This is a genomic window from Caldanaerobacter sp. (assembly GCF_049701115.1).
Taxonomy (GTDB): Bacteria; Bacillota; Thermoanaerobacteria; order Thermoanaerobacterales; family Thermoanaerobacteraceae; genus Thermoanaerobacter.
Map to the genome: position 1 here is coordinate 16397 of NZ_JBNATX010000022.1, position 18852 is coordinate 35248.

General features: G+C 37.1%; 14 protein-coding genes. 2 read left to right on the forward strand and 12 right to left on the reverse strand.

Annotation, left to right across the window (positions count from 1 at the left end):
- Positions 1–59: 59 nt before the first annotated feature.
- The gene (gene pdxS / locus ACPLVE_RS07500) at positions 60–938 is read left to right on the forward strand and encodes a pyridoxal 5'-phosphate synthase lyase subunit PdxS (protein ID WP_424610951.1); all 879 of its coding nucleotides are present in this window, start codon (positions 60–62) and stop codon (positions 936–938) included.
- 46 nt (positions 939–984) lie between these two features.
- Here the strand turns inward: pdxS and carB are convergent, their stop codons facing one another.
- From carB to ACPLVE_RS07560, 12 genes are all read right to left on the reverse strand, one after another.
- Positions 985–4173, reverse strand: a complete 3189-nt coding sequence (carB, locus tag ACPLVE_RS07505; RefSeq protein ID WP_424610952.1) for a carbamoyl-phosphate synthase large subunit — start codon at positions 4171–4173, stop codon at positions 985–987.
- A 235-nt stretch (positions 4174–4408) separates the two neighbouring features.
- Positions 4409–6754, reverse strand: a complete 2346-nt coding sequence (locus tag ACPLVE_RS07510) for a glycoside hydrolase family 65 protein (protein ID WP_424610953.1) — start codon at positions 6752–6754, stop codon at positions 4409–4411.
- Positions 6755–6830: 76 nt separating this feature from the next.
- Positions 6831–8078: an ABC transporter substrate-binding protein gene (locus ACPLVE_RS07515; RefSeq protein ID WP_424610954.1), complete on the reverse strand. Its 1248-nt coding sequence runs from the start codon at positions 8076–8078 to the stop codon at positions 6831–6833.
- Positions 8079–8143: 65 nt separating this feature from the next.
- Positions 8144–8974: a carbohydrate ABC transporter permease gene (locus ACPLVE_RS07520; protein WP_424610955.1), complete on the reverse strand. Its 831-nt coding sequence runs from the start codon at positions 8972–8974 to the stop codon at positions 8144–8146.
- Positions 8971–9831, reverse strand: a complete 861-nt coding sequence (locus ACPLVE_RS07525; protein WP_424610956.1) for a carbohydrate ABC transporter permease — start codon at positions 9829–9831, stop codon at positions 8971–8973. Before ACPLVE_RS07525 ends, ACPLVE_RS07520 begins: the two co-directional genes overlap by 4 nt.
- 80 nt (positions 9832–9911) lie before the next feature.
- Positions 9912–10925: a LacI family DNA-binding transcriptional regulator gene (locus ACPLVE_RS07530; RefSeq protein WP_011025197.1), complete on the reverse strand. Its 1014-nt coding sequence runs from the start codon at positions 10923–10925 to the stop codon at positions 9912–9914.
- A gap of 114 nt (positions 10926–11039) precedes the next feature.
- The gene (gene pgmB, locus ACPLVE_RS07535; protein WP_011025196.1) at positions 11040–11690 is read right to left on the reverse strand and encodes a beta-phosphoglucomutase; all 651 of its coding nucleotides are present in this window, start codon (positions 11688–11690) and stop codon (positions 11040–11042) included.
- Between the two features lie 19 nt (positions 11691–11709).
- Positions 11710–12489, reverse strand: a complete 780-nt coding sequence (locus ACPLVE_RS07540; protein ID WP_407636725.1) for a carbohydrate ABC transporter permease — start codon at positions 12487–12489, stop codon at positions 11710–11712.
- Between the two features lie 43 nt (positions 12490–12532).
- Entirely contained in the window at positions 12533–13453 is a 921-nt protein-coding gene (locus tag ACPLVE_RS07545) for a carbohydrate ABC transporter permease (RefSeq protein ID WP_009610160.1), read from the reverse strand.
- 52 nt (positions 13454–13505) lie between these two features.
- Positions 13506–14759, reverse strand: a complete 1254-nt coding sequence (locus ACPLVE_RS07550) for an ABC transporter substrate-binding protein (RefSeq protein WP_424610957.1) — start codon at positions 14757–14759, stop codon at positions 13506–13508.
- 137 nt (positions 14760–14896) lie between these two features.
- Positions 14897–17212, reverse strand: a complete 2316-nt coding sequence (locus tag ACPLVE_RS07555) for a glycoside hydrolase family 65 protein (protein WP_424610958.1) — start codon at positions 17210–17212, stop codon at positions 14897–14899.
- Between the two features lie 60 nt (positions 17213–17272).
- Positions 17273–18283 carry a LacI family DNA-binding transcriptional regulator gene (locus tag ACPLVE_RS07560; protein WP_170269958.1) on the reverse strand — a complete coding sequence of 337 codons (1011 nt, stop codon included), beginning with the start codon at positions 18281–18283 and terminating at the stop codon, positions 17273–17275.
- Positions 18284–18470: 187 nt separating this feature from the next.
- Between ACPLVE_RS07560 and ACPLVE_RS07565 the strand changes: the two genes are divergently transcribed.
- A complete protein-coding gene (locus ACPLVE_RS07565; protein ID WP_424610959.1) occupies positions 18471–18776 on the forward strand; it encodes a small, acid-soluble spore protein, alpha/beta type in 306 nt (101 codons plus the stop codon).
- The last annotated feature ends 76 nt before the right edge of the window (positions 18777–18852 follow it).

Genomic DNA, 18852 nt, shown 5'->3' on the forward strand with positions numbered 1-18852 from the left:
GTGTACAATTGTATTATAGAAGGTAAAAATATTATAACAATTTTAAGGAGGGTGAAACAATGCTTGACCTTCTTGAAACAAAGAAAAATTTATCTGAAAAATTAAAGGGCGGAGTAATCATGGATGTAACAACTCCTGAACAAGCAATAATTGCTGAAAAAGCAGGAGCTGTGGCAGTCATGGCACTTGAAAGAGTTCCGGCCGATATTAGGGCAAGGGGTGGAGTCGCAAGAATGACAGACCCTAAAATAATAAAGGAGATAAAGGCAGCAGTATCAATCCCTGTTATGGCGAAAGTTAGAATTGGACATTTTGTGGAAGCACAGATTTTAGAGGCACTTGGGATAGATTTTATTGATGAAAGTGAAGTTTTAACACCTGCAGATGAGATGTACCATATAAACAAATGGGATTTTAAAGTGCCTTTTGTATGTGGTGCAAAAAACCTTGGAGAGGCTTTAAGGCGCATAGCAGAAGGAGCTTCAATGATAAGAACAAAAGGTGAAGCAGGTACTGGAAATGTAGTAGAAGCTGTAAGGCATATGAGGATGATAAATGCCGAAATAAAAAGGCTTACAACTTTGGGAGAAGAGGAGCTTATGGCTGCTGCAAAAGAACTTCAGGCACCCTATGACCTTGTAAAATATGTTGCACAACATGGAAAACTTCCAGTTGTAAATTTCGCAGCAGGAGGCATCGCTACACCGGCAGACGCGGCACTCATGATGCAGCTTGGTGCAGATGGTGTTTTTGTTGGTTCAGGAATATTTAAATCGCAAAACCCTGAAAAAATGGCAGCTGCTATAGTAAAAGCTGTAAAATATTACAACAAGCCAGAAATACTAGCAGAAGTCTCTGAAGGCTTAGGAGAAGCAATGAGTGGTATAGATATAAGGCAATTAGAAGAAACTAAATTATACGCTACAAGAGGATGGTAAATTATAGGGCTTGATACCTTGGTAGGTACCAAGCCCATCCCTTTAATTAAAGCACTAAATTTTTAACATTATCTTTTTGTATTTGCTGGTATTCATTTATAGACAAAAGAGTCAAGGCATTTAAGTTTACTTTCATGACAGCATTCAAAGCTGCTTTTATAGTGTCTATACAAGTAAAAAGAGGGATTCTGTATTCAACCGCCGTTCTCCTTAATTTAAATCCTGCATTATCAGGCTTTTTACCTTTGGTTGGTGTATTTACTACAACGTCAAAATATCCTTCTCTTAGCAATTTTATTGCATCCTCTGCTATTACACTTTTTACCTCAATTCCTCTTTTTGTTAGATATTCACTGGTTTTAAAAGTTGCCCATATTTCGTAACCACTGCTTTTTAACTTTTCTACCAAGATTTCTGCTTCTTCAAAATCCCTTTCTGCTATTGAAAGCAATATCCTGCCTTTTTTTGGTATTTTAAGCCCTGTTCCTTCCAAAGCTTTGTAAATAGCTCCTTCGTACGTCAAATCTATTCCCATTATCTCTCCAGTAGACTTCATTTCAGGACTTAACGAAACTTCAACATCAATAAGTTTTTCCATAGAAAACACCGGTGCTTTTATAACTGTATATGGCGGATGAGGCCATAAACCACCTTTATAGCCTAAGTCTTTTAACTTCTTTCCTAAAGCAACTTCTACCGCTAATTTCACCATAGGTAAACCTGTTGCTTTGCTCATAATAGGTACGGTACGAGAAGCCCTGGGATTCACTTCTAAAACATATACTATACCCTCTTTTACTACAAACTGGATGTTTATAAGTCCTTTTACTTTTAGAGCTCTAGAGATTTTTTCTGTATAATCTATAATGGTATTTACCTCTCTTTCAGTCAAACTTCTTGCAGGATATACAGTAAAACTATCCCCTGAATGTATACCAGCCCTTTCTATGTGTTCCATTATTCCAGAGATTAATACACATTCTCCATCTGAAATCGCATCAATTTCTACTTCTCTTCCGTTTATATATTTGTCTATCAACACAGGTTTCCCCGCGGAGAGTTCTATAGCATTTTTTACATAATCAACTAGTTCTTGAATTGTATCGACTTTTTCCATCGACTGTCCCCCTATAACGTAAGAAGGCCTAACTAGAAGAGGGAAACCCAACTTCAATGCTATGTCTTTTGCATCTTTTACTGTACTGGCATATCCTCCCTTAGGCTGATTTACATTTAATTCCTTCAAAAGTTTTGAGAACTTCTCTCTATTCTCACTTATATCAATGCTTTCAAAGGAAGTACCTAATATTTTTACACCACTTTTTATAAGGTCCTCTGCCAGATTAATGGCCGTTTGACCGCCAAACATTACTAGAACACCAAGTGGTCTTTCTTTTTCATATATGTTTAAAACATCTTCCAATGTAATAGGTTCAAAATAAAGTCTATCCCCTGTATCAAAGTCTGTACTTACAGTTTCTGGATTATTGTTTATAATAATAGATTTGATTCCAGCTTCTTTTAAAGCCCACAAAGCTTTAACAGAACAGTAATCAAATTCTATCCCTTGCCCAATCCTTATGGGGCCCGATCCTATTACAATCACTTTTGGTATATCATGGATTACAACCTCATCTTCTCCATTGTACGTGGAATATATCCCCGTATCCACCATCTTATATGAAGGACTTATACCATATATTCTCCTTAAAGCCCTAACCTCCTCTTCCTTAAGGCCCTTAATCTCTGCAATTTCTCTATCTGAAAAGCCCATCCTCTTTGCTTCTCTGAGAATTTCTTTTGTTAATTCACTCTTTTCTATTTTTCTTTCCATTTCTACGATATCCGAAAGTTTGGTTAAAAACCATTTATCTACCTTTGTGAGTTCACAAATATAATCTATATCTATACCCCGTCGGAAAGCCTCTGCAATATAAAACAGTCTTAGGTCATTTGGCACTGAAACACCTTTTAGTATTTCTTCCATTCCTGCTTTTTTTATACTTTCTAATCGAAGGCCATAAGCCCCTATCTCTAAAGACCTTACTGCTTTCAAAAGGGAAGCCTCAAAAGATTTGTCTATAGCCATAACCTCTCCCGTGGCTTTCATTTGAGTTCCTATTCTCCTATCAGTAGTAGAAAATTTGTCAAAAGGCCACCTTGGAACTTTTGTTACGACATAATCTATGACAGGTTCAAAGAAAGCGTTAGATTTATTTGGCACGGGGTTCTTTATTTCATCAAGCCTCAAGCCTATTGCTATCTTTGCAGCAACTCTGGCAATTGGATATCCTGTTGCTTTTGAGGCCAGTGCACTTGAACGGCTAACCCTTGGATTTACCTCTATAACGTAGTAATTGTGACTTTGGGGATCTAAAGCAAATTGTATGTTACAACCCCCTTCGATCTTTAAAGCCTTTATTATTTTAATACTTGCATTTTTTAACATATTATATTCGTATTCCGACAAAGTTTGTACCGGTGCTATAACAATGCTATCTCCCGTATGAACTCCTACTGGATCAAAATTTTCCATGCCACAGACTATAATACAATTATCAGCACCATCTCTTATCACTTCAAATTCTATTTCTTTCCAACCGTACAGTGATTTTTCCACCAAAACCTCGTGAACCATGCTTTTTTTTAGCCCTAAATTTACAATTGAAATGAGCTCCTCATCAGTATAAGCCATTCCACCACCTGTGCCCCCAAGAGTATATGCAGGTCTTATTATCAGCGGATATCCATATTTTTTAGCAAATTCAAGAGCTTCTCTCTCATTTGTTACCGTTACACTTTCTGCCATCGGCTCTCCTATTTCTTCCATCTTTCTTTTAAAAAGTTCCCTGTCCTCAGCAGTTTTTATTGACTCAAAAGAAGCACCCAAAATCTTTACATTATACTTATCTAAAATTCCTGCCTCTTTCAACTTAACTGCAAGGTTAAGTCCTGTCTGTCCCCCCAGTGTAGCAAGGACTCCATCAGGCCTCTCTCTTTCTATTATCTTTTCCATAACTTCAAGAGTAGGATTTTCGATATAAACGACATCTGCTATATCTGTATCAGTCATTATGGTAGCTGGATTATTATTTACAAGCACAACCTGTACCCCTTCTTCTCTTAAGGCTTTACAAGCTTGCGTTCCGGAATAGTCAAACTCGGCTGCCTGTCCTATCACAATCGGCCCGGATCCTATTACCAGAACTTTTTTGATGTTTTCATACTTTGGCACAATAAAACCTCCTTTTGAAACTATGGCATTATTTTTGATATAAGTGTTCCTATATTTTTAATATATATGCAACTTTTTTTATAATTATACATAATGGGTAAAAAATAATAATATTAAGGAGTCTGCTAATCTGGGTTATATTATATCACACCTATCAAAAACTTTTCAACAAGATTTTATAAAAATTCCTTATATATTTCTGCAGCGTGTATTAATATACCAAAAGGGTATGAGGTCACTTCTCCTCATACCCTTTTAGTATATTTTCCCCTGACTTTATTAACACACTTCTGTCAAAATAGAAAATTTCTATAGGTTCTCCTTCCAAAAGGGTAAATACTGATTCTTCATGAGTTACTTTTACATTTATCTTTCTTCCTTTGTACTTTACATTAAAAGAGAGCATCTTCCACCCCTCGGGCAATCTTGGAGTAAAGTGCAGTTCATCTGTGTAAACCCTCATTCCTCCAAAACCATTTACCACGGCACTCCAGGACCCTGCCATTGCTGCAGCATGAATCCCATCTTTTACATTGTCATTGTAATCATCTAAATCCATCCTTGCAGTCAGCATAAAGTATTTATAAGCTTTGTCAGTATACCCTATTTCATTGGCAAGTATACTAAATATTGCTGGCGATAGGGACGAGTCGTGAGTAGTAATAGGTTCATAATAGTCAAAATTCTTTTTAAGCTGTTCTATAGTAAATTTTTCTCTCTGTAAAAACATCAAAAGCAACACATCAGGCTGTTTGCAGATCTGATACCTGTAAATGTTGAGGTAGTGCCAATGAAGCAATAACGGAAATTGGTCTTCTGGTATTTCATTTACTGTTATCCTCTCTTTATACAAAAAACTGTCATCCTGTGGTATAATATCAAGCTCTTCCGAGTACGGAAGGTACATATTGTCAGCTGCCCTTTTCCACGAAGCAATCTCTTCATCTTTTAGATTTAGTTTTGAAGCGACCTTTTGATACTTTTCAGGCACTTCCTTTTTCATTTTGTTTGCAATATCATAGGCGTATTCCAAATTCATTTTTGCCATATAATTTGTATATGCGTTATTATCAACCAATGCCGTATACTCATCAGGACCAGTGACAGTGTTTATACAGAATTTATTTCCTTTAAGAGGAATATACGCTCCTAAATCTTCCCAAAACCTTGCAGTTTCAAATACTATTTCACAGCCGTAGTCATAGAGAAAATCCAAATCATTCGTAGCTTCCACATACCTTTTTAAAGCATAAACTATATCAGCATTTATGTGATATTGAGCAGTTCCAGCAGGAAAGTATGCAGAACATTCAGGTCCATCAATTGTCCTCCAGGGATATAAAGCTCCTTTATGCCCCAACTCTTTAGCCCTATTTCTCGCAGCATCTAAGAGGTTATATCTATACATTATTAAAGCTTTTGCAATTTCTGGCTTTGTGTAAAGGAAAAAAGGCAGTATATAAATGTCAGAATCCCAAAAGTAATGGCCTTCATACCCTTCCCCAGTAAGTCCCTTTGCTGCAATATTAGTTTTTCCGTCTCTACCGACAGACTGCAAAAGGTGAAACATATTAAATCTTATACCCTGCTGCAGAGCCTTATCTCCTTCTATTACTACATCGGCATCTTCCCAAAAAGATTGCAAAAATTCTTCCTGCTCTTTTTCTATTTTGCAAAATCCATCTTCTTGTGCTCTTCTCACTTCTTCTAAGGCCAATTTCATTGTTTCACTTTTGTCGCAATCTTTTGAGGTATAATAAGATATAAATTTATTAAGAATATATACTTTGTTCTTCTCAGCTTTAAAAGCTACTGCAACCTCTACCCTATCTTCTTTTACGTTGTTCAAAACCTCATATTTTTCTGTCCCAACGAGTTCATTTTTCATTGCGCAAGTATATGAAAGGTTGCTCCTTTGTGTTTTTTGAGAAATCCATCCCTCAAAGTCATTTGCTCCTCTTTCAACAGTCTCTAAAACTCTCCCCTTCAGATTTGAACCCACTCTTACATCTTCGCTCTCAGTAATGTTCCTCACATCTCCATTAATGGCAGATACAAATTTTATATCGCCCGTAAAATTAACAGGTTCTACAGAAAAAGAGATTACTGCTAAATGTTGTCTTTGCAATGAAACAATCCTCTTTATTTTTACATTTACAATCTTTCCTGAAGGTGACTCCCATTTTATCTTTCTTTCTACCCAGCCTTTTTTCATATCAAGTACTCTTTCATAAAAGTGAATTTTACCTTTTAAAAGGTCAAATTTCTCTTCTCCTACGTATAACTCTATTATTTTGCTGTCAGCCACATTTAACATGGTCTGCCCTGTTTTCGCAAAACCATATCCCCCTTCAGGGTAGACGATATCGTGTATTTCATAAAACCCATTAATATAAGTCCCTTTTAAGGAAGTACCGTCAGGTCCCGAATACCCTTCTTCAAAATTTCCTCTCATTCCTATATATCCATTCGCTTGAGCAAAAATCGTCTCACTTCTATAGTTTGTTTCTATGCTAAACTCTGTCTCCCTTATTGTCCAATCTTCAAAAGGGTAAATGGGTTTCTTCGTCTTTTTCACCATATCCATCCTCCACTCTTACTTTATTCAAAATTTGAGTCGGAAACAAAGCCGTTTCCGACTCAAATTTAAAATACTTTTACTTGCTTTCTGCAGCTTTTTTAGCTTCTTCTATCATATTGTGATATTTATCAAGTGTTGGTTTTATCGGCTTGTCTTCGAATATTATTTCCCTTAACGCTCCATTTATAGCCTTATCCACATCAGCCCAGTACACAACATTGGGCCTTGGTTCAGCATATTTTAAAGCCTCATTTATAGCTTCAAAGTAAGGTTTCTGCCAATCAGCAACCTTTCCGTAAGCATCGCTTCTCATGGAAGGCCATCCTAATTTAGCTACGAGTTTTTCCTGAACTTCCTTGCTCATGAGATACTCCATAAATTTTATGGCCATCTCTTTATTAGGCGAACCAGTTGGAATACCTATAACCTCTCCACCCAAAACGTGAGACTCTTTAACAGGCCCTGCCCATCCATGATATGCAAGTATATTTTTCTTACCATATTTTTCCACTAAAACATTAGCCGTGTAAGGCCAGTTCTCAACAAGATATACTGTATCTTTTGCAAGATACTCCACCGGAGTGTTCCAGTCTGCTTTCTTTGAATCCGGTGAAAGATATGGCTGAATCTTCTTTAAAAATTCAAAGGCTTTTACTGACCCTTCATCATTTAATACAAGTGGGTCTCCTCCTGCAGACCTTATGAGGTCAAACATCTGAACGGTGCTGTCTGGTCCCAAATTTTCCTTGATTATTACTCTTCCTATGCCCTCTTTTTCATAGAAAGTTTTAGCAACCTCTAAGAGTTCGTCCCAATTTTTGGGTAGCGGCAGGTTATACTCCTTGAATTTGTCTACATTGTAAAAAGCTATCTCAACATTGGGCCTATAAGGCATGAAATAAAGTTTTCCGTTAAATTCGCCTACCGGTATAAGACTCGGTATAACTTCCTTTGGTATCATATTTCTGTACTGAGAAAGATCTTCCACAAGCCCTTTTGCCACTAAAGGAGCCAGTTGCATATTGTCTTGGGTAATAATGTCTATGTCCATTGCATTTGCCTTATGCATAGCATCCAACTTTTTAATGAGGTCTCCTGCTTCAATTTGAAGAGGCTCAATTTTTACCCCATATTTCTGCTCAAAAGGCGGGAAAATATCTTCTTTCATTACTTTCCACTCATCTTCTCCAAGTCCCATTGAAACCTTGAGCACCTTTTTCCTGGCTTCTGATTGAGAAGCGCCTCCTCCACACCCAGCAATTACGCTTCCAATGAGAGCCACAATCACCAGCAAAGACACAAGTTTAACATAAAATTTACTCATATTTTTACAACCTCCTCAAGACTTTGATTTATCTTGAAGTACCTACTATTGAGGTACTTTCAAGCTTAACCCTTCACAGCTCCCGATAAATAACCGCTCTTCATGTATTTCTGCAGGAAGAAAGTAACCAGCATCACAGGTAAAGTCAAGATTGCTGCATAGGTTGCAGAATCAAATATTCCTCCCCTCTGTACATAATAATAAGTCTGAAGTGGCAACGTCCTTTGAGAAATGCTTAAATAAAGAGCATAAGTAAATTCGTTCCAAGAATTTAACCACACAAATATGGCTGTGACAGCAATGCCTGGCAAGGCTATTGGCATTATGATTCTCATCAGTGCCGTCAATTTACTCGTCCCATCAACCAAAGCAGCCTCTTCCAAATCCTTTGGAATAGTCTCAAAAGTGCCCACCAGTATCCAAGCTGCAAAAGGAAGATTTACTATTAAGTGAGCCATAACAAGTCCTGTATAAGTATCCATTAAGTTTAGTTTTATAAACTCAACTGCAATTGGAAGTGCTATTCCTACATCCGGAAACATTCTAGTAAAAAACAAGGACAGCACTACTGCGTACTTTATTTTTGATGGAAGCCTCGCTATCACATAGGCAGCTGGAGCAGCTATTAAAATTGCAATTACTGTAGTCATAGTAGCAACTACAAAGCTCTTTTGAAAAGGCGGCCATATATTTCCTGAAGCAAACACATCTCTCCAGTGTTCTAGAGTAAAACGTGTAACAAAAAAGTCAGGATGAGGTTTTAGTATATCAGCAGGAACTGCAAAAGAAGTCATAAAAAGTATATATACGGGTATAATCATGAGCAAAGCAGCTATTATCGCAATGGGTATATATAGCGTATTTGAAATCTTCTCACTTATATCCACTTTTCTCATCTCTGTTCCTCCTTAGTCCCCACAATCCTCAAATAACTTAATATGAATACTACTATTATAAGGAGCAGTATAGTTGAAGCTGCAGCAGAAGTATGGGCATTAGCATAGTTATTATACTCATCGTATGCAAAAGTCGAAATAACAGGGGTTGCACGCCCTGCAAGTACAAGTACCAGTTCAAATATTCTAAAAGCATCTATCGCCCTTAAAATCAAGGCCATGGTAATCGATGGTTTCAAAAGAGGTAAGGTCACATATCTAAAAGTCTGCCATGCCGTAGCTCCATCTATATTTGAAGCTTCATATACTTCCTCCGGAATGCTTTCTAAACCAGCAAGAAGAAGTAAAATAACAAGGGGAGTAACTTTCCACATATCAGCAACAGAAACCATCAAAAGAGTCTTAAAGCCACCACTTGCCCAATCAACAGGAATCTTAATCAATTGTAATTTTTCTAGAAGTTCATTGAAATATCCATTTAAACCAAAAATATAAGTCATGGCAACTCCAGAGACCAAAGTAGGTACCCCCATTGGCACCAGCATTAAAGAGCGCAAAAGCCCCTTACCCCTAAAATTCCTCCGCAAAATTAAAGCGATCACAAGCCCTGCTGTCATCTCCAGAGTAAGACTTATAAATGTAAGAGCTACTGTGTTAAAAAAAGCCTGCTTAAACTCTGTCTTTCCAATTATCTCTTTATAATTGGCTAAAGTAAAAGCCTTTGTGTACTGGTCCTGAAAACTTAAAGTTATCGTCTCCATTATTGGCAAAATCGTGAAACCAAGAATGTAAAGAATAAGAGGAAGTACCATGGCAATCTCCAATTTGTACTTCTTTACAAATTCAGTCACAGTCATTCATTACTACTCCTTTCCTTCTTAACTCATTTGATATGCTTGATATTGAAAGCGCTTACAGTTTTAAAAATAAAAGAAATTCAACTCCTTAAAGGAATTACAGAATTTCTCAAAACCAATTTGTGTTTCAATATAACTTGAGAACTCTCCAAATTCTCACCATTTATAATTTTTATAAGCATCCTTGCTGCAATAGCTCCTATCTCATACATCGGCTGAGATACAGTCGTAAGCGGAGGCCTTGTAGCTTCCGACAAATCAATATTGTCAAATCCAATTACAGAAACATCCTCCGGGCAGGAAAGCCCTTTATCAAACACAGCATTTATAGCCCCCATAGCCATGATATCGCTTATTGCAAAAATAGCAGTAGGCCTAACATTTCCCTTTAGCATTTCCATAGCAGCGCTATATCCGCCTTTATACTTGAAGTTTGCCTCCTTCACAAGTTCATCATAAATCGGCAAACCGTTGTCGATGAGAGCTTGTTTATAGCCGTTAAGCCTGTCTACACTATCAATAGTTTCCTTCATATCATCTAAAGGTCCGTGAATAATACCTATCCTTTTATGGCCAAGTGAAATTAAGTAATTTACCGCATCATAAGCCGCTTTAAAATTGTCAATTCCAACATAAGGGACATCAAATTTTGTAGTCCTGCCTGCCAAGACCACTTTTAAATTACTGTTTTTAAAAACCTCGTAATGCTCCTCTGAAAAATAATCGCAGTGAAATATTACGCCATCTACCCACCTGTTTTTCAACATATCTATATATTGAAACTCTTTTTCTCTTTTATTATCTGCGTTGCAAAGTATAATGTTATACTTGTAAATATTGCAAACGTCTTCGATACCCCTCACAACCTCTGCATAATAAGGGTTTGATATATCTGGCACAATCAAACCAATAGTATTTGTCTTTTTCATCGCCAGGCTTCTCGCTGGCATGCTGGGCTTATACCCCAGCTCTTCTGCTGCTTTTAAAACTTTTTCCCTAGTTTTTTCACTTACCCAGGGACTGTTGTTGAATACCCTCGATACTGTTGCAATTGAAACCCCTGCTAATTTTGCTACATCATCTATTGTCGCCATCTTAACACCCTTTTCCAGATTTACTGTAACCGCTTACAGTTATATTATATTATCATCTTCACAAAATTTCAAGAGGAATTTATAAAAAATTATTCCCCTTTTTAAAAGGGGAATTTAATCCAGTAGTTCCAATATCTTACCTGCCTCTGTCATATCTTTTAAAATCAAATCCGCCTCTTTTACCGTCTCAGGATTGCCTACTCCAACCGCAAACATCCCTGCCCTTTTTATAGCAGTGATACCTGCTGCAGAGTCTTCTATTCCTATACATTTTTCAGGAGAAATTCCAAGATGTTCTGCTGCATTTAAAAATATCTCCGGATCAGGTTTGCCGCGCTTTATTTCATTGGCATCCACAATATAGTCAAATTTGTCTTTTATCTTCAAATTTTCCACTACAGTAAAGGCATTCTTGCTAACTGATGCAATTGCCGTCTTAATTCCTCTTTTTTTAAGTTCCTCAATAAACTTTTCTACCCCTGGAAGCAAATCCTCTGGAGTAATCTTTTTAATCATCTCTTTGTAGTATTCATTCTTCTTATTTGCAAGATACTCCTTTTCATCTTGGGAATATTGTTTTTGGCTCCTCTCTAGAATTATCTCCAAAGACTCTAACCTGCTTACTCCCTTTAACCTCTCATTTATAACTTCATCAAAATATATCCCCAGCTCATCAGCGAGTTTCTTCCATGCAAGGTAGTGATACCTTGCTGTATCTGTTATCACTCCATCCAGGTCAAAAATAACTGCCTCATATTTTGACATTTTCATCCTCCTCTGTAAATTACTTTAATCCTGTTGTTGCAATACCTCTAACAAAATATCTCTGGAATATGAGGAATATTACTATAGTCGGCAATGTCAAAAGTATTGCTCCTGCCATGACCTGATTCCAAAATTGGTAATATTGACCATAAAATGAATTGAGACCTACAGGTAGTGTATACATGTCGTCACTGGATGTCAAGAGGCTAGGCCACAAAAAACTATTCCAATTGCCAGTAAACATGAAGATAAACTGAGTAGCCAGTGCAGGTTTTGCCAAAGGCAAAACTATTTTAAAGAAAATTCCAAATCTAGACATTCCATCAATGGTAGCAGCTTCTTCCAATTCCCTTGGTATTGTCAGAAAAAATTGTCTCATTAAAAATATTCCAAAATTACTGGTTAAAAAAGGAATTGTAAGTCCCATATAGGTATTTACCCAGCCTAATTTGCTGAGAAGAATGTATGTGGGTACCATCACAACTTGACCTGGTATCATCATAAGAGCTAGAACTAGCAAAAACAAAAAGTTTCTTCCAGGAAAATTTATCCTTGCAAGAGCATATCCAGCCATTGAATTAAAAAGCATATTTCCAAAAGTAACAATTGCTGCAACAATAGCACTGTTTATAAACCATCTCAAAAATGGAAATTTTGTTATTATCATTTTGTAATTGTCCAGAGTCAAGTGCTTTATATTCACAGCAAAAGTGTTCAATTCACTAGTAGGCTTTAGAGAAGTTATTATAGACCATATAAAAGGTCCAAGTGTGATTGCTGCGTATCCTATCAACACCATATAGAATAAAATTTTCAAAATCCTTTGCACTCAAAGCACCTCCTCAATAGGTTTCTTCCTTAAAGAACATTCTTTGAATAAGAGTCAAAATCAGTATTATCACGAATAATACAAAGGCCATAGCAGACGCATATCCCATATTAAAATCTCTAAAACCAGTCCTGTAAATATACAAAACCATTGTCATCGTAGCGTCCAAAGGTCCTCCTGTACCCCTTGATACCACATATGCCTGATCAAAAACTTGAAAAGTTCCTATTAATGAAATTACCAGGTTAAAAAATACCACAGGTCTTAGCATTGGCAGTGTGATATTGAAAAACTTCTGCAGCTTATTAGCCCCATCCACTTCCGCAGCCTCATAAAGCTCAGCTGGTATATCTTGTAGTCCGGCAAGAAAAATTACCATGTAATTTCCAACTGATGACCATACGGCCATCATCATAATTGATGGTAGCGCAAACCTCACATCATTAAACCAGGTTGGACCTTGTATTCCAAATTTAGCTAAAATCATATTAACCAGCCCATCAGTCTTAAACAAATACAAAAATATCACAGAAACTGCCACCATTGAGGTAATTGTGGGTATATAATAAGCCACCCTGAAAAAAGTCTTACCTTTTATGTCGGAATTAACAATTAATGCTAATATTAAGGCTATTATTAATTGCGTAGGAACGACGCCTAATGAATAAAGAGTGGTGTTCAAAAGTGCTTTTTTAAACGTAGGGTCACTGAACAAGTTTATATAATTAGCAAGTCCCACCCATTTGCTGGCAGCAGGGTTTAAAAAAGAAAACTCTTTAAAGCTTATTATAAAAGCGTAAATTAAGGGACCTATTAAGAAAATAGATATGGAAGCAATAAATGGAAGAACAAAGATATATCCTGTCAGTGCCTCGTAAATATACTTTCTTTTTAAGCTAATTCTAGCCTCCACTTTTACACCTTCCTTCCTCATAAAAATCAGAAGCGCAGCACCTTAACTGAGTAAGGTGCTGCTTTTCACAAAATTATTTAGACTGCATGACCTCTTTCTGAGCATTGTCCAGCGCTTCTTGAGCACTGCCTATTTGCTTCATTATCAAAGCCTCACACGCTTTATTAGCAGCATCTACCAATTTTGTACCATACAAACCAAACTGCCATGGCACTGCGTAGGAAGCTCCATCGATAAAAGGTGCTCTTTCTGGATATTTTTCTTTAAAATTGGCTTCCATTGACTTCCTTGAAGGCAACGCAAGTCCAGAGTCTACTACAAATTGCTGTCCTTCTTTTCCTGTTAAAAACTCAATTAGTTTGAAGGCTTCATCTTTGTGCTTGCTGTTTTTATTCATCACGTATGCCACAGTGAAAGCCATAGTAGATTTCTTCTTACCTGCCGGAAGCTCTGCTATGCCATAATTCAAATCTGGTGCTTTCTCCTTTAAGAAAGGTATCATCCATCCTCCTTCTATTGCCATTGCAGCCTTCTTAGCGGCAAAAGCATCGCCATTCCATCCTTCTCCCATGTTCTGCGGAGTATCCGCCACTTTGTCCCTTATAATGAGCCCTACGTAAAAGTCAAGCGCTTCTGCATTCTGTGGTAAATTCAAAGTAACTTTCCCGTCTTTGTAAACAGAACCATCATTTTGATTGATAAAAGCGTCAAATCTAGCCAGGTCAGCAGACAAGACAATACCTTTTACTCCATTTTTAGTAAGTTTCTTGGCTGTTTCTCTTAGCTCTTCCCATGTCTTGGGAGGCTCATTTATTCCTGCTTCTTTGAACATATCCTTATTGTAGAAAAGTACCAAAGTGTTATAATCCTTGGGTAATCCATAGGTTTTCCCTTCCCACTGGAAGGCCGAAAGTAAAGCAGGTTCGAAATCATTTACATCCACATTGTATTTTTTAATGTATTCATCTAGTGGCTCTAAAACACCTGAAGACATAAGCTGAGGTGCCGGCATGCTGTCAAGATAGAATATGTCTGGAGCAGTATTTGAGGCAAGTTCTGTCTGCAATTTCTGCATGTAATCTCCCACTATTGTTTCTATCTGCACATCTATATTGGGGTACTTTTCTTTAAACTTTGCTATCTGGTCATCTACAATCTTTTTCTCTGCAGGAGATGAAGACCACATTCCAAGTTTTATTGTCACTGGTTTACTAGTTTCTTGAGTAGGTGTCTGACTCTCCGGTGTCTTACTTGAAGAACACCCTGCCAAAATAGTAGCCAGCACAAAAACTGTCAACACAAAAATGCTCAAAAATTTTCTACCCATTACCCTCTTTCCCCTTTCAAAGTTTTGTATTAAAATATTCATTTGAAGGCACTTTAAAATCCACCTTTTTCTCCACTTATCCCCCCTTTAATTTTTATTTTCAAAGGTACAGCAGGAAACAAACTCCTGCTTGTACCTTATAATGCCATTTCTTTCCCTTTTACTTTTATCTTTACAGTTTCTCTGCCTTTCAATTTTTTTACTGAGACTTCTTCTTTAGCAACTGTTACTTCAAGCAAACTGCCTTTCCAGAATATTTTATAAGATAGTTTTTCCCACTTTTCAGGAAGCCATGGATTTATATTTAATACTCCTTCTCTGTCAATCTCTAGGCCCCCAAATCCAAAAACAGCTACCTGCCAGGTGCCACCACAAGAAGCAGCGTGAATACCTTCCACTGCGTTACCTTGGTTATCTGCAAGGTCTACTTTGGCACTTCTTATAAAGGATTGATAGGCGTTTCTATGGTCTCCTACTTTTAATCCCATAATAGCGTACATACTGGGGCTTAAAGAAGATTTGTGCATAGTCCTTTTTTCGTAATACTCGTAATTGATTCTCTTCGTCTCCTCATCAAATTCTTCTGGCATCAAAAGCATCAACATAACAACATCTGCTTGCTTAATAAGCTGTGTATCACCCAGTTTTGTAACATCTACCCCTTCAGGCCATACTGGCATATTATTTTCATCAAACTTTTCAATGACATAGTCCTTTTTCTCAAAATACCCTTCAAACTGCTCAATAAGTTTCTTTTCCTTATCGTATGGTATATATATCTTTCTTTCTACTTCTTTCCACTTTTCTACTTCTTCAGGAGTCAAGGAAATTTTATGAGTAATGGCATAGTAATAATCAGGGTAATTTTCTTTTAGAAAATTGAGCATTTCCAACCCTTTTTTAATATTCCACTTCGCAAAATAATTAGTGTAGGCATTGTTATTAACGTGTTCGTGAAATTCGTCAGGGCCTATTACATTGTTTATCTCGTACCTGTTCAGTTCCTCTACATATTCACACCGAGAAGCCCAGAATCTAGCCGTTTCAAGAATAATTTCTGCTCCAAAATTCAACATAAAATCAATGTCATTTGTGGCCCTGAAATACTCCCAAACCGCAAACGCCACGTCAGCAGTTATATGATGCTCCAAATCTCCTGTCCATATCCTCACAGGATTTCCTTTATAATCAAAACCCCATTTAGGAGTTTCCTCCATTCCTGTGTCTGCTGACTCCCACGGATACTGCGCTCCTTTATAGCCATTTAGCGCCGCATTTCTCCTCGCAGCATCAAGCATATTGTATCTGTACATCAAAAGAGTCCTTGCAGCTTCAGGGTATACGTATATGAAAAATGGCAGCATAAATATTTCTGTATCCCAAAAGACATGCCCTTTATAGCCTTCTCCATGAAGCCCCTTTGCACCAATACTTACCCAAGGGTCCTTCTCATTTACAGAGCTCATGAGATGGAAAATATTAAACCTTAATGCTATATCAGCTTCTTCATCCCCTTCAATGGTTATATCTGCAACAGACCAGAGCTTGTCGTACTCTGCAATATGCTTTTCCAACTCTTCATCAAACCCTCTAGATACAAAATCAAACAAGTCATTTTCAACAGCATTTTTCAACAAATCCTTTTCAACATCTCTTGAAGTGTAAGTCACAGCAAACTTGTCTACTACAACTGTTTTCTCTCTTTCTCCTTTAAACTCCAGATACTCCGCACTGTTTTCTCCTAAGGGGATAAATCTTCTAAAGAAAGCAATATTTTCTCTATTTATATCTTCTAAATTATAAATCCTCAAGGTGCTTCCAACTGCTATACGCTTGTTTTCATCAGTAGTAGCAGTTTCAAGGTAAATTCCACTTTTACATATGCTCTCGTTTTTAACTACTTTCAAATGTTTCACTCTGTATTTAGGATGTATAGCTGAATTTAAGACAGTTCCTTCTATGAGATTTTCTACTCCTATTACACCCTCATAATTCAAAGGAGTTATAAAAAACCTGATAGCTGAACGATGTCTATTGCTTCTGCTTACAAATCTGTACCCCTCAATTTTTGTAACGCGACCTTTATCGTCCTTCACCACTGTTTTCCTAAACAGAACACCTTTTTTCATGTCTAGTATCCTTTGAAATTCTAGCAACTCACACCTATCAAGCCTTATCTCTTCCCCTTCTATATATATTTTCAACCTCATCCAGTTCTGTACATTTACCAGCTCCCTAACTTGCGCTTCTCCTCTGTTAAAAATACCTGCAATAAAACTTCCCGGCCTTTCTCCTTCGCTTCCCTCTTCAAATGTTCCTCTTATTCCCATGTATCCATTTGTAAGAGTAAAAAGCGTCTCATATTTGCCATTGAGTTTGTTATTGTACTCTTCTTGAAAAACAAGCCATTTAGCATCACTCATCAATTCTTCTACTTTTTTTATCACTTGCATACCTCCTGACATCTGGCAAAGATTTTATCCGAAACGTTTTGGATGACTTTTAAAAAAATATCACAATTTCCTTGCAGAATCTCTAATTACAAGTTTATGGGGAATAACTATATGTTGAGGCTTTTCTCCTCTTATAATTGCAAGCAAATGTTTTGCAGCAGTATATCCCATCTTAAAAGTATCCTGCCTTATAGTCGTCAATGCCGGCGTGATAAGTGATGCAAGTTCTATATCATCAAATCCTACCAAAGAGATATCCTCCGGTATCCTCATTCCCAAATCCTTTGCCGCCCTGTAGGACCCCATTGCCATTAAATCAGAAGCGTGAAAAATTGCAGTTATTTCAGGATGTTCAAAAATCAGGGTTTTAAAGGCATTATAACCGCCTTCTTGTGTGAAATCAGCAAAAATCACATACTCTTCTCTGTAAGGGATATCATTTTTTTCAAGAGCTTTTTTATATCCTTCCAATCTTTCAAAACTAACAGCCGCATCTTTATGACCGTTTATAAATCCTATGTTTTTGTGTCCTAATTTAATAAGATAACTAGTGGCTTCAAAAGCCGCCTGAACATTATCTGAACTTACATATCCAACTTTATCTGTCAAAATCGGTATGTCAATTAAAACTGTAGGAATCTGTGTCCCTTTTATCTCTTCAATGTAAGGGTCGCTTAATCTCAACCCTTCTACAATTGCCCCTTCCACTTTCCTGTCATTGCAAAGTTTTTCATAAGAAGTGGCATCTTGACTCTCTGGGTCCACAGTAAAAAGTATAAGGTCATATCTGTCCTTTTTTAGCCCTGCTTTTATTCCTGCAAGTACTTCAAGAAAAAATGGATGATATACTCCCGGTTTTATGAGTTCTGATACAATCATACCTATTGTCTGGGTCTTGTTAGTTACAAGCCCTCTTGCAATAGAATTAGGAGTATAATTTAATTCTTCAGCGATTTTTTTTATCTTTTCTCGAGTTTCTTCGCTTACATCCGGGTACCCGTTCAATGCTCGAGAAACAGTGGTTATGGAAACTCCTGCTTTTTTTGCTATGTCTTTTATTGTTACAGCCATCTCCTTCACCTTTCCCAAAACGTTTTGGTTGTTTGTTTCTATTTTATCAAAAACCTTTTCACCTGTCAATACATGAAGTCAAGAATCATAGAAGAAACCTCAAATATATATTTTACATTTTTTAAACTTTTTTCAAAGTATATTTCCCCAAGATGTACACAAATTAATTTTAAAAGGAGGGTTCAAAATGGCAAGAGGAAGCTGGAATGACAGGCCAAAAATGGTACCAGAATCTCACAAGGCTCTGGATAACATGAAATACGAAATAGCTTCAGAATTAGGTTTACCTGTAAAGCAAGGATCTGAAGATTACTGGGGACACATAAGCAGTAGAGACTGCGGAAAAGTAGGGGGACAAATGTTAAGAAGAATGGTTCACTTTGCAGAATCAGCCATGGCTAGAGGCATCAGCATATATGGTTCTCCTCCTGCACAAGGCGGTCAGCAGGGTATGGCTGGCAGCGAATCTGAATACATGCAAAAAAAACCTTAAAGAGAGTACGTCTGGTACTCTCTCAGACTGTTGACAAAATAAAGAAGTGGCATTTTGTGTGTAAATGCGACTTGTT

What these genes read in the sequence shown, in the direction of transcription:
- pdxS (WP_424610951.1), top strand. Translation starts at nt 60, where the DNA reads ATGCTTGACCTTCTTGAAACAAAGAAAAATTTATCTGAAAAATTAAAG.
- ACPLVE_RS07510 (WP_424610953.1), bottom strand. Translation starts at nt 6,754, where the DNA reads ATGGTGAAAAAGACGAAGAAACCCATTTACCCTTTTGAAGATTGGACA.
- ACPLVE_RS07515 (WP_424610954.1), bottom strand. Translation starts at nt 8,078, where the DNA reads ATGAGTAAATTTTATGTTAAACTTGTGTCTTTGCTGGTGATTGTGGCT.
- ACPLVE_RS07520 (WP_424610955.1), bottom strand. Translation starts at nt 8,974, where the DNA reads ATGAGAAAAGTGGATATAAGTGAGAAGATTTCAAATACGCTATATATA.
- ACPLVE_RS07525 (WP_424610956.1), bottom strand. Translation starts at nt 9,831, where the DNA reads ATGACTGTGACTGAATTTGTAAAGAAGTACAAATTGGAGATTGCCATG.
- ACPLVE_RS07530 (WP_011025197.1), bottom strand. Translation starts at nt 10,925, where the DNA reads ATGGCGACAATAGATGATGTAGCAAAATTAGCAGGGGTTTCAATTGCA.
- pgmB (WP_011025196.1), bottom strand. Translation starts at nt 11,690, where the DNA reads ATGTCAAAATATGAGGCAGTTATTTTTGACCTGGATGGAGTGATAACA.
- ACPLVE_RS07540 (WP_407636725.1), bottom strand. Translation starts at nt 12,489, where the DNA reads ATGGTGTTGATAGGATACGCAGCAATCACACTTGGACCTTTTATATGG.
- ACPLVE_RS07545 (WP_009610160.1), bottom strand. Translation starts at nt 13,453, where the DNA reads ATGAGGAAGGAAGGTGTAAAAGTGGAGGCTAGAATTAGCTTAAAAAGA.
- ACPLVE_RS07550 (WP_424610957.1), bottom strand. Translation starts at nt 14,759, where the DNA reads ATGGGTAGAAAATTTTTGAGCATTTTTGTGTTGACAGTTTTTGTGCTG.
- ACPLVE_RS07555 (WP_424610958.1), bottom strand. Translation starts at nt 17,212, where the DNA reads ATGCAAGTGATAAAAAAAGTAGAAGAATTGATGAGTGATGCTAAATGG.
- ACPLVE_RS07560 (WP_170269958.1), bottom strand. Translation starts at nt 18,283, where the DNA reads ATGGCTGTAACAATAAAAGACATAGCAAAAAAAGCAGGAGTTTCCATA.
- ACPLVE_RS07565 (WP_424610959.1), top strand. Translation starts at nt 18,471, where the DNA reads ATGGCAAGAGGAAGCTGGAATGACAGGCCAAAAATGGTACCAGAATCT.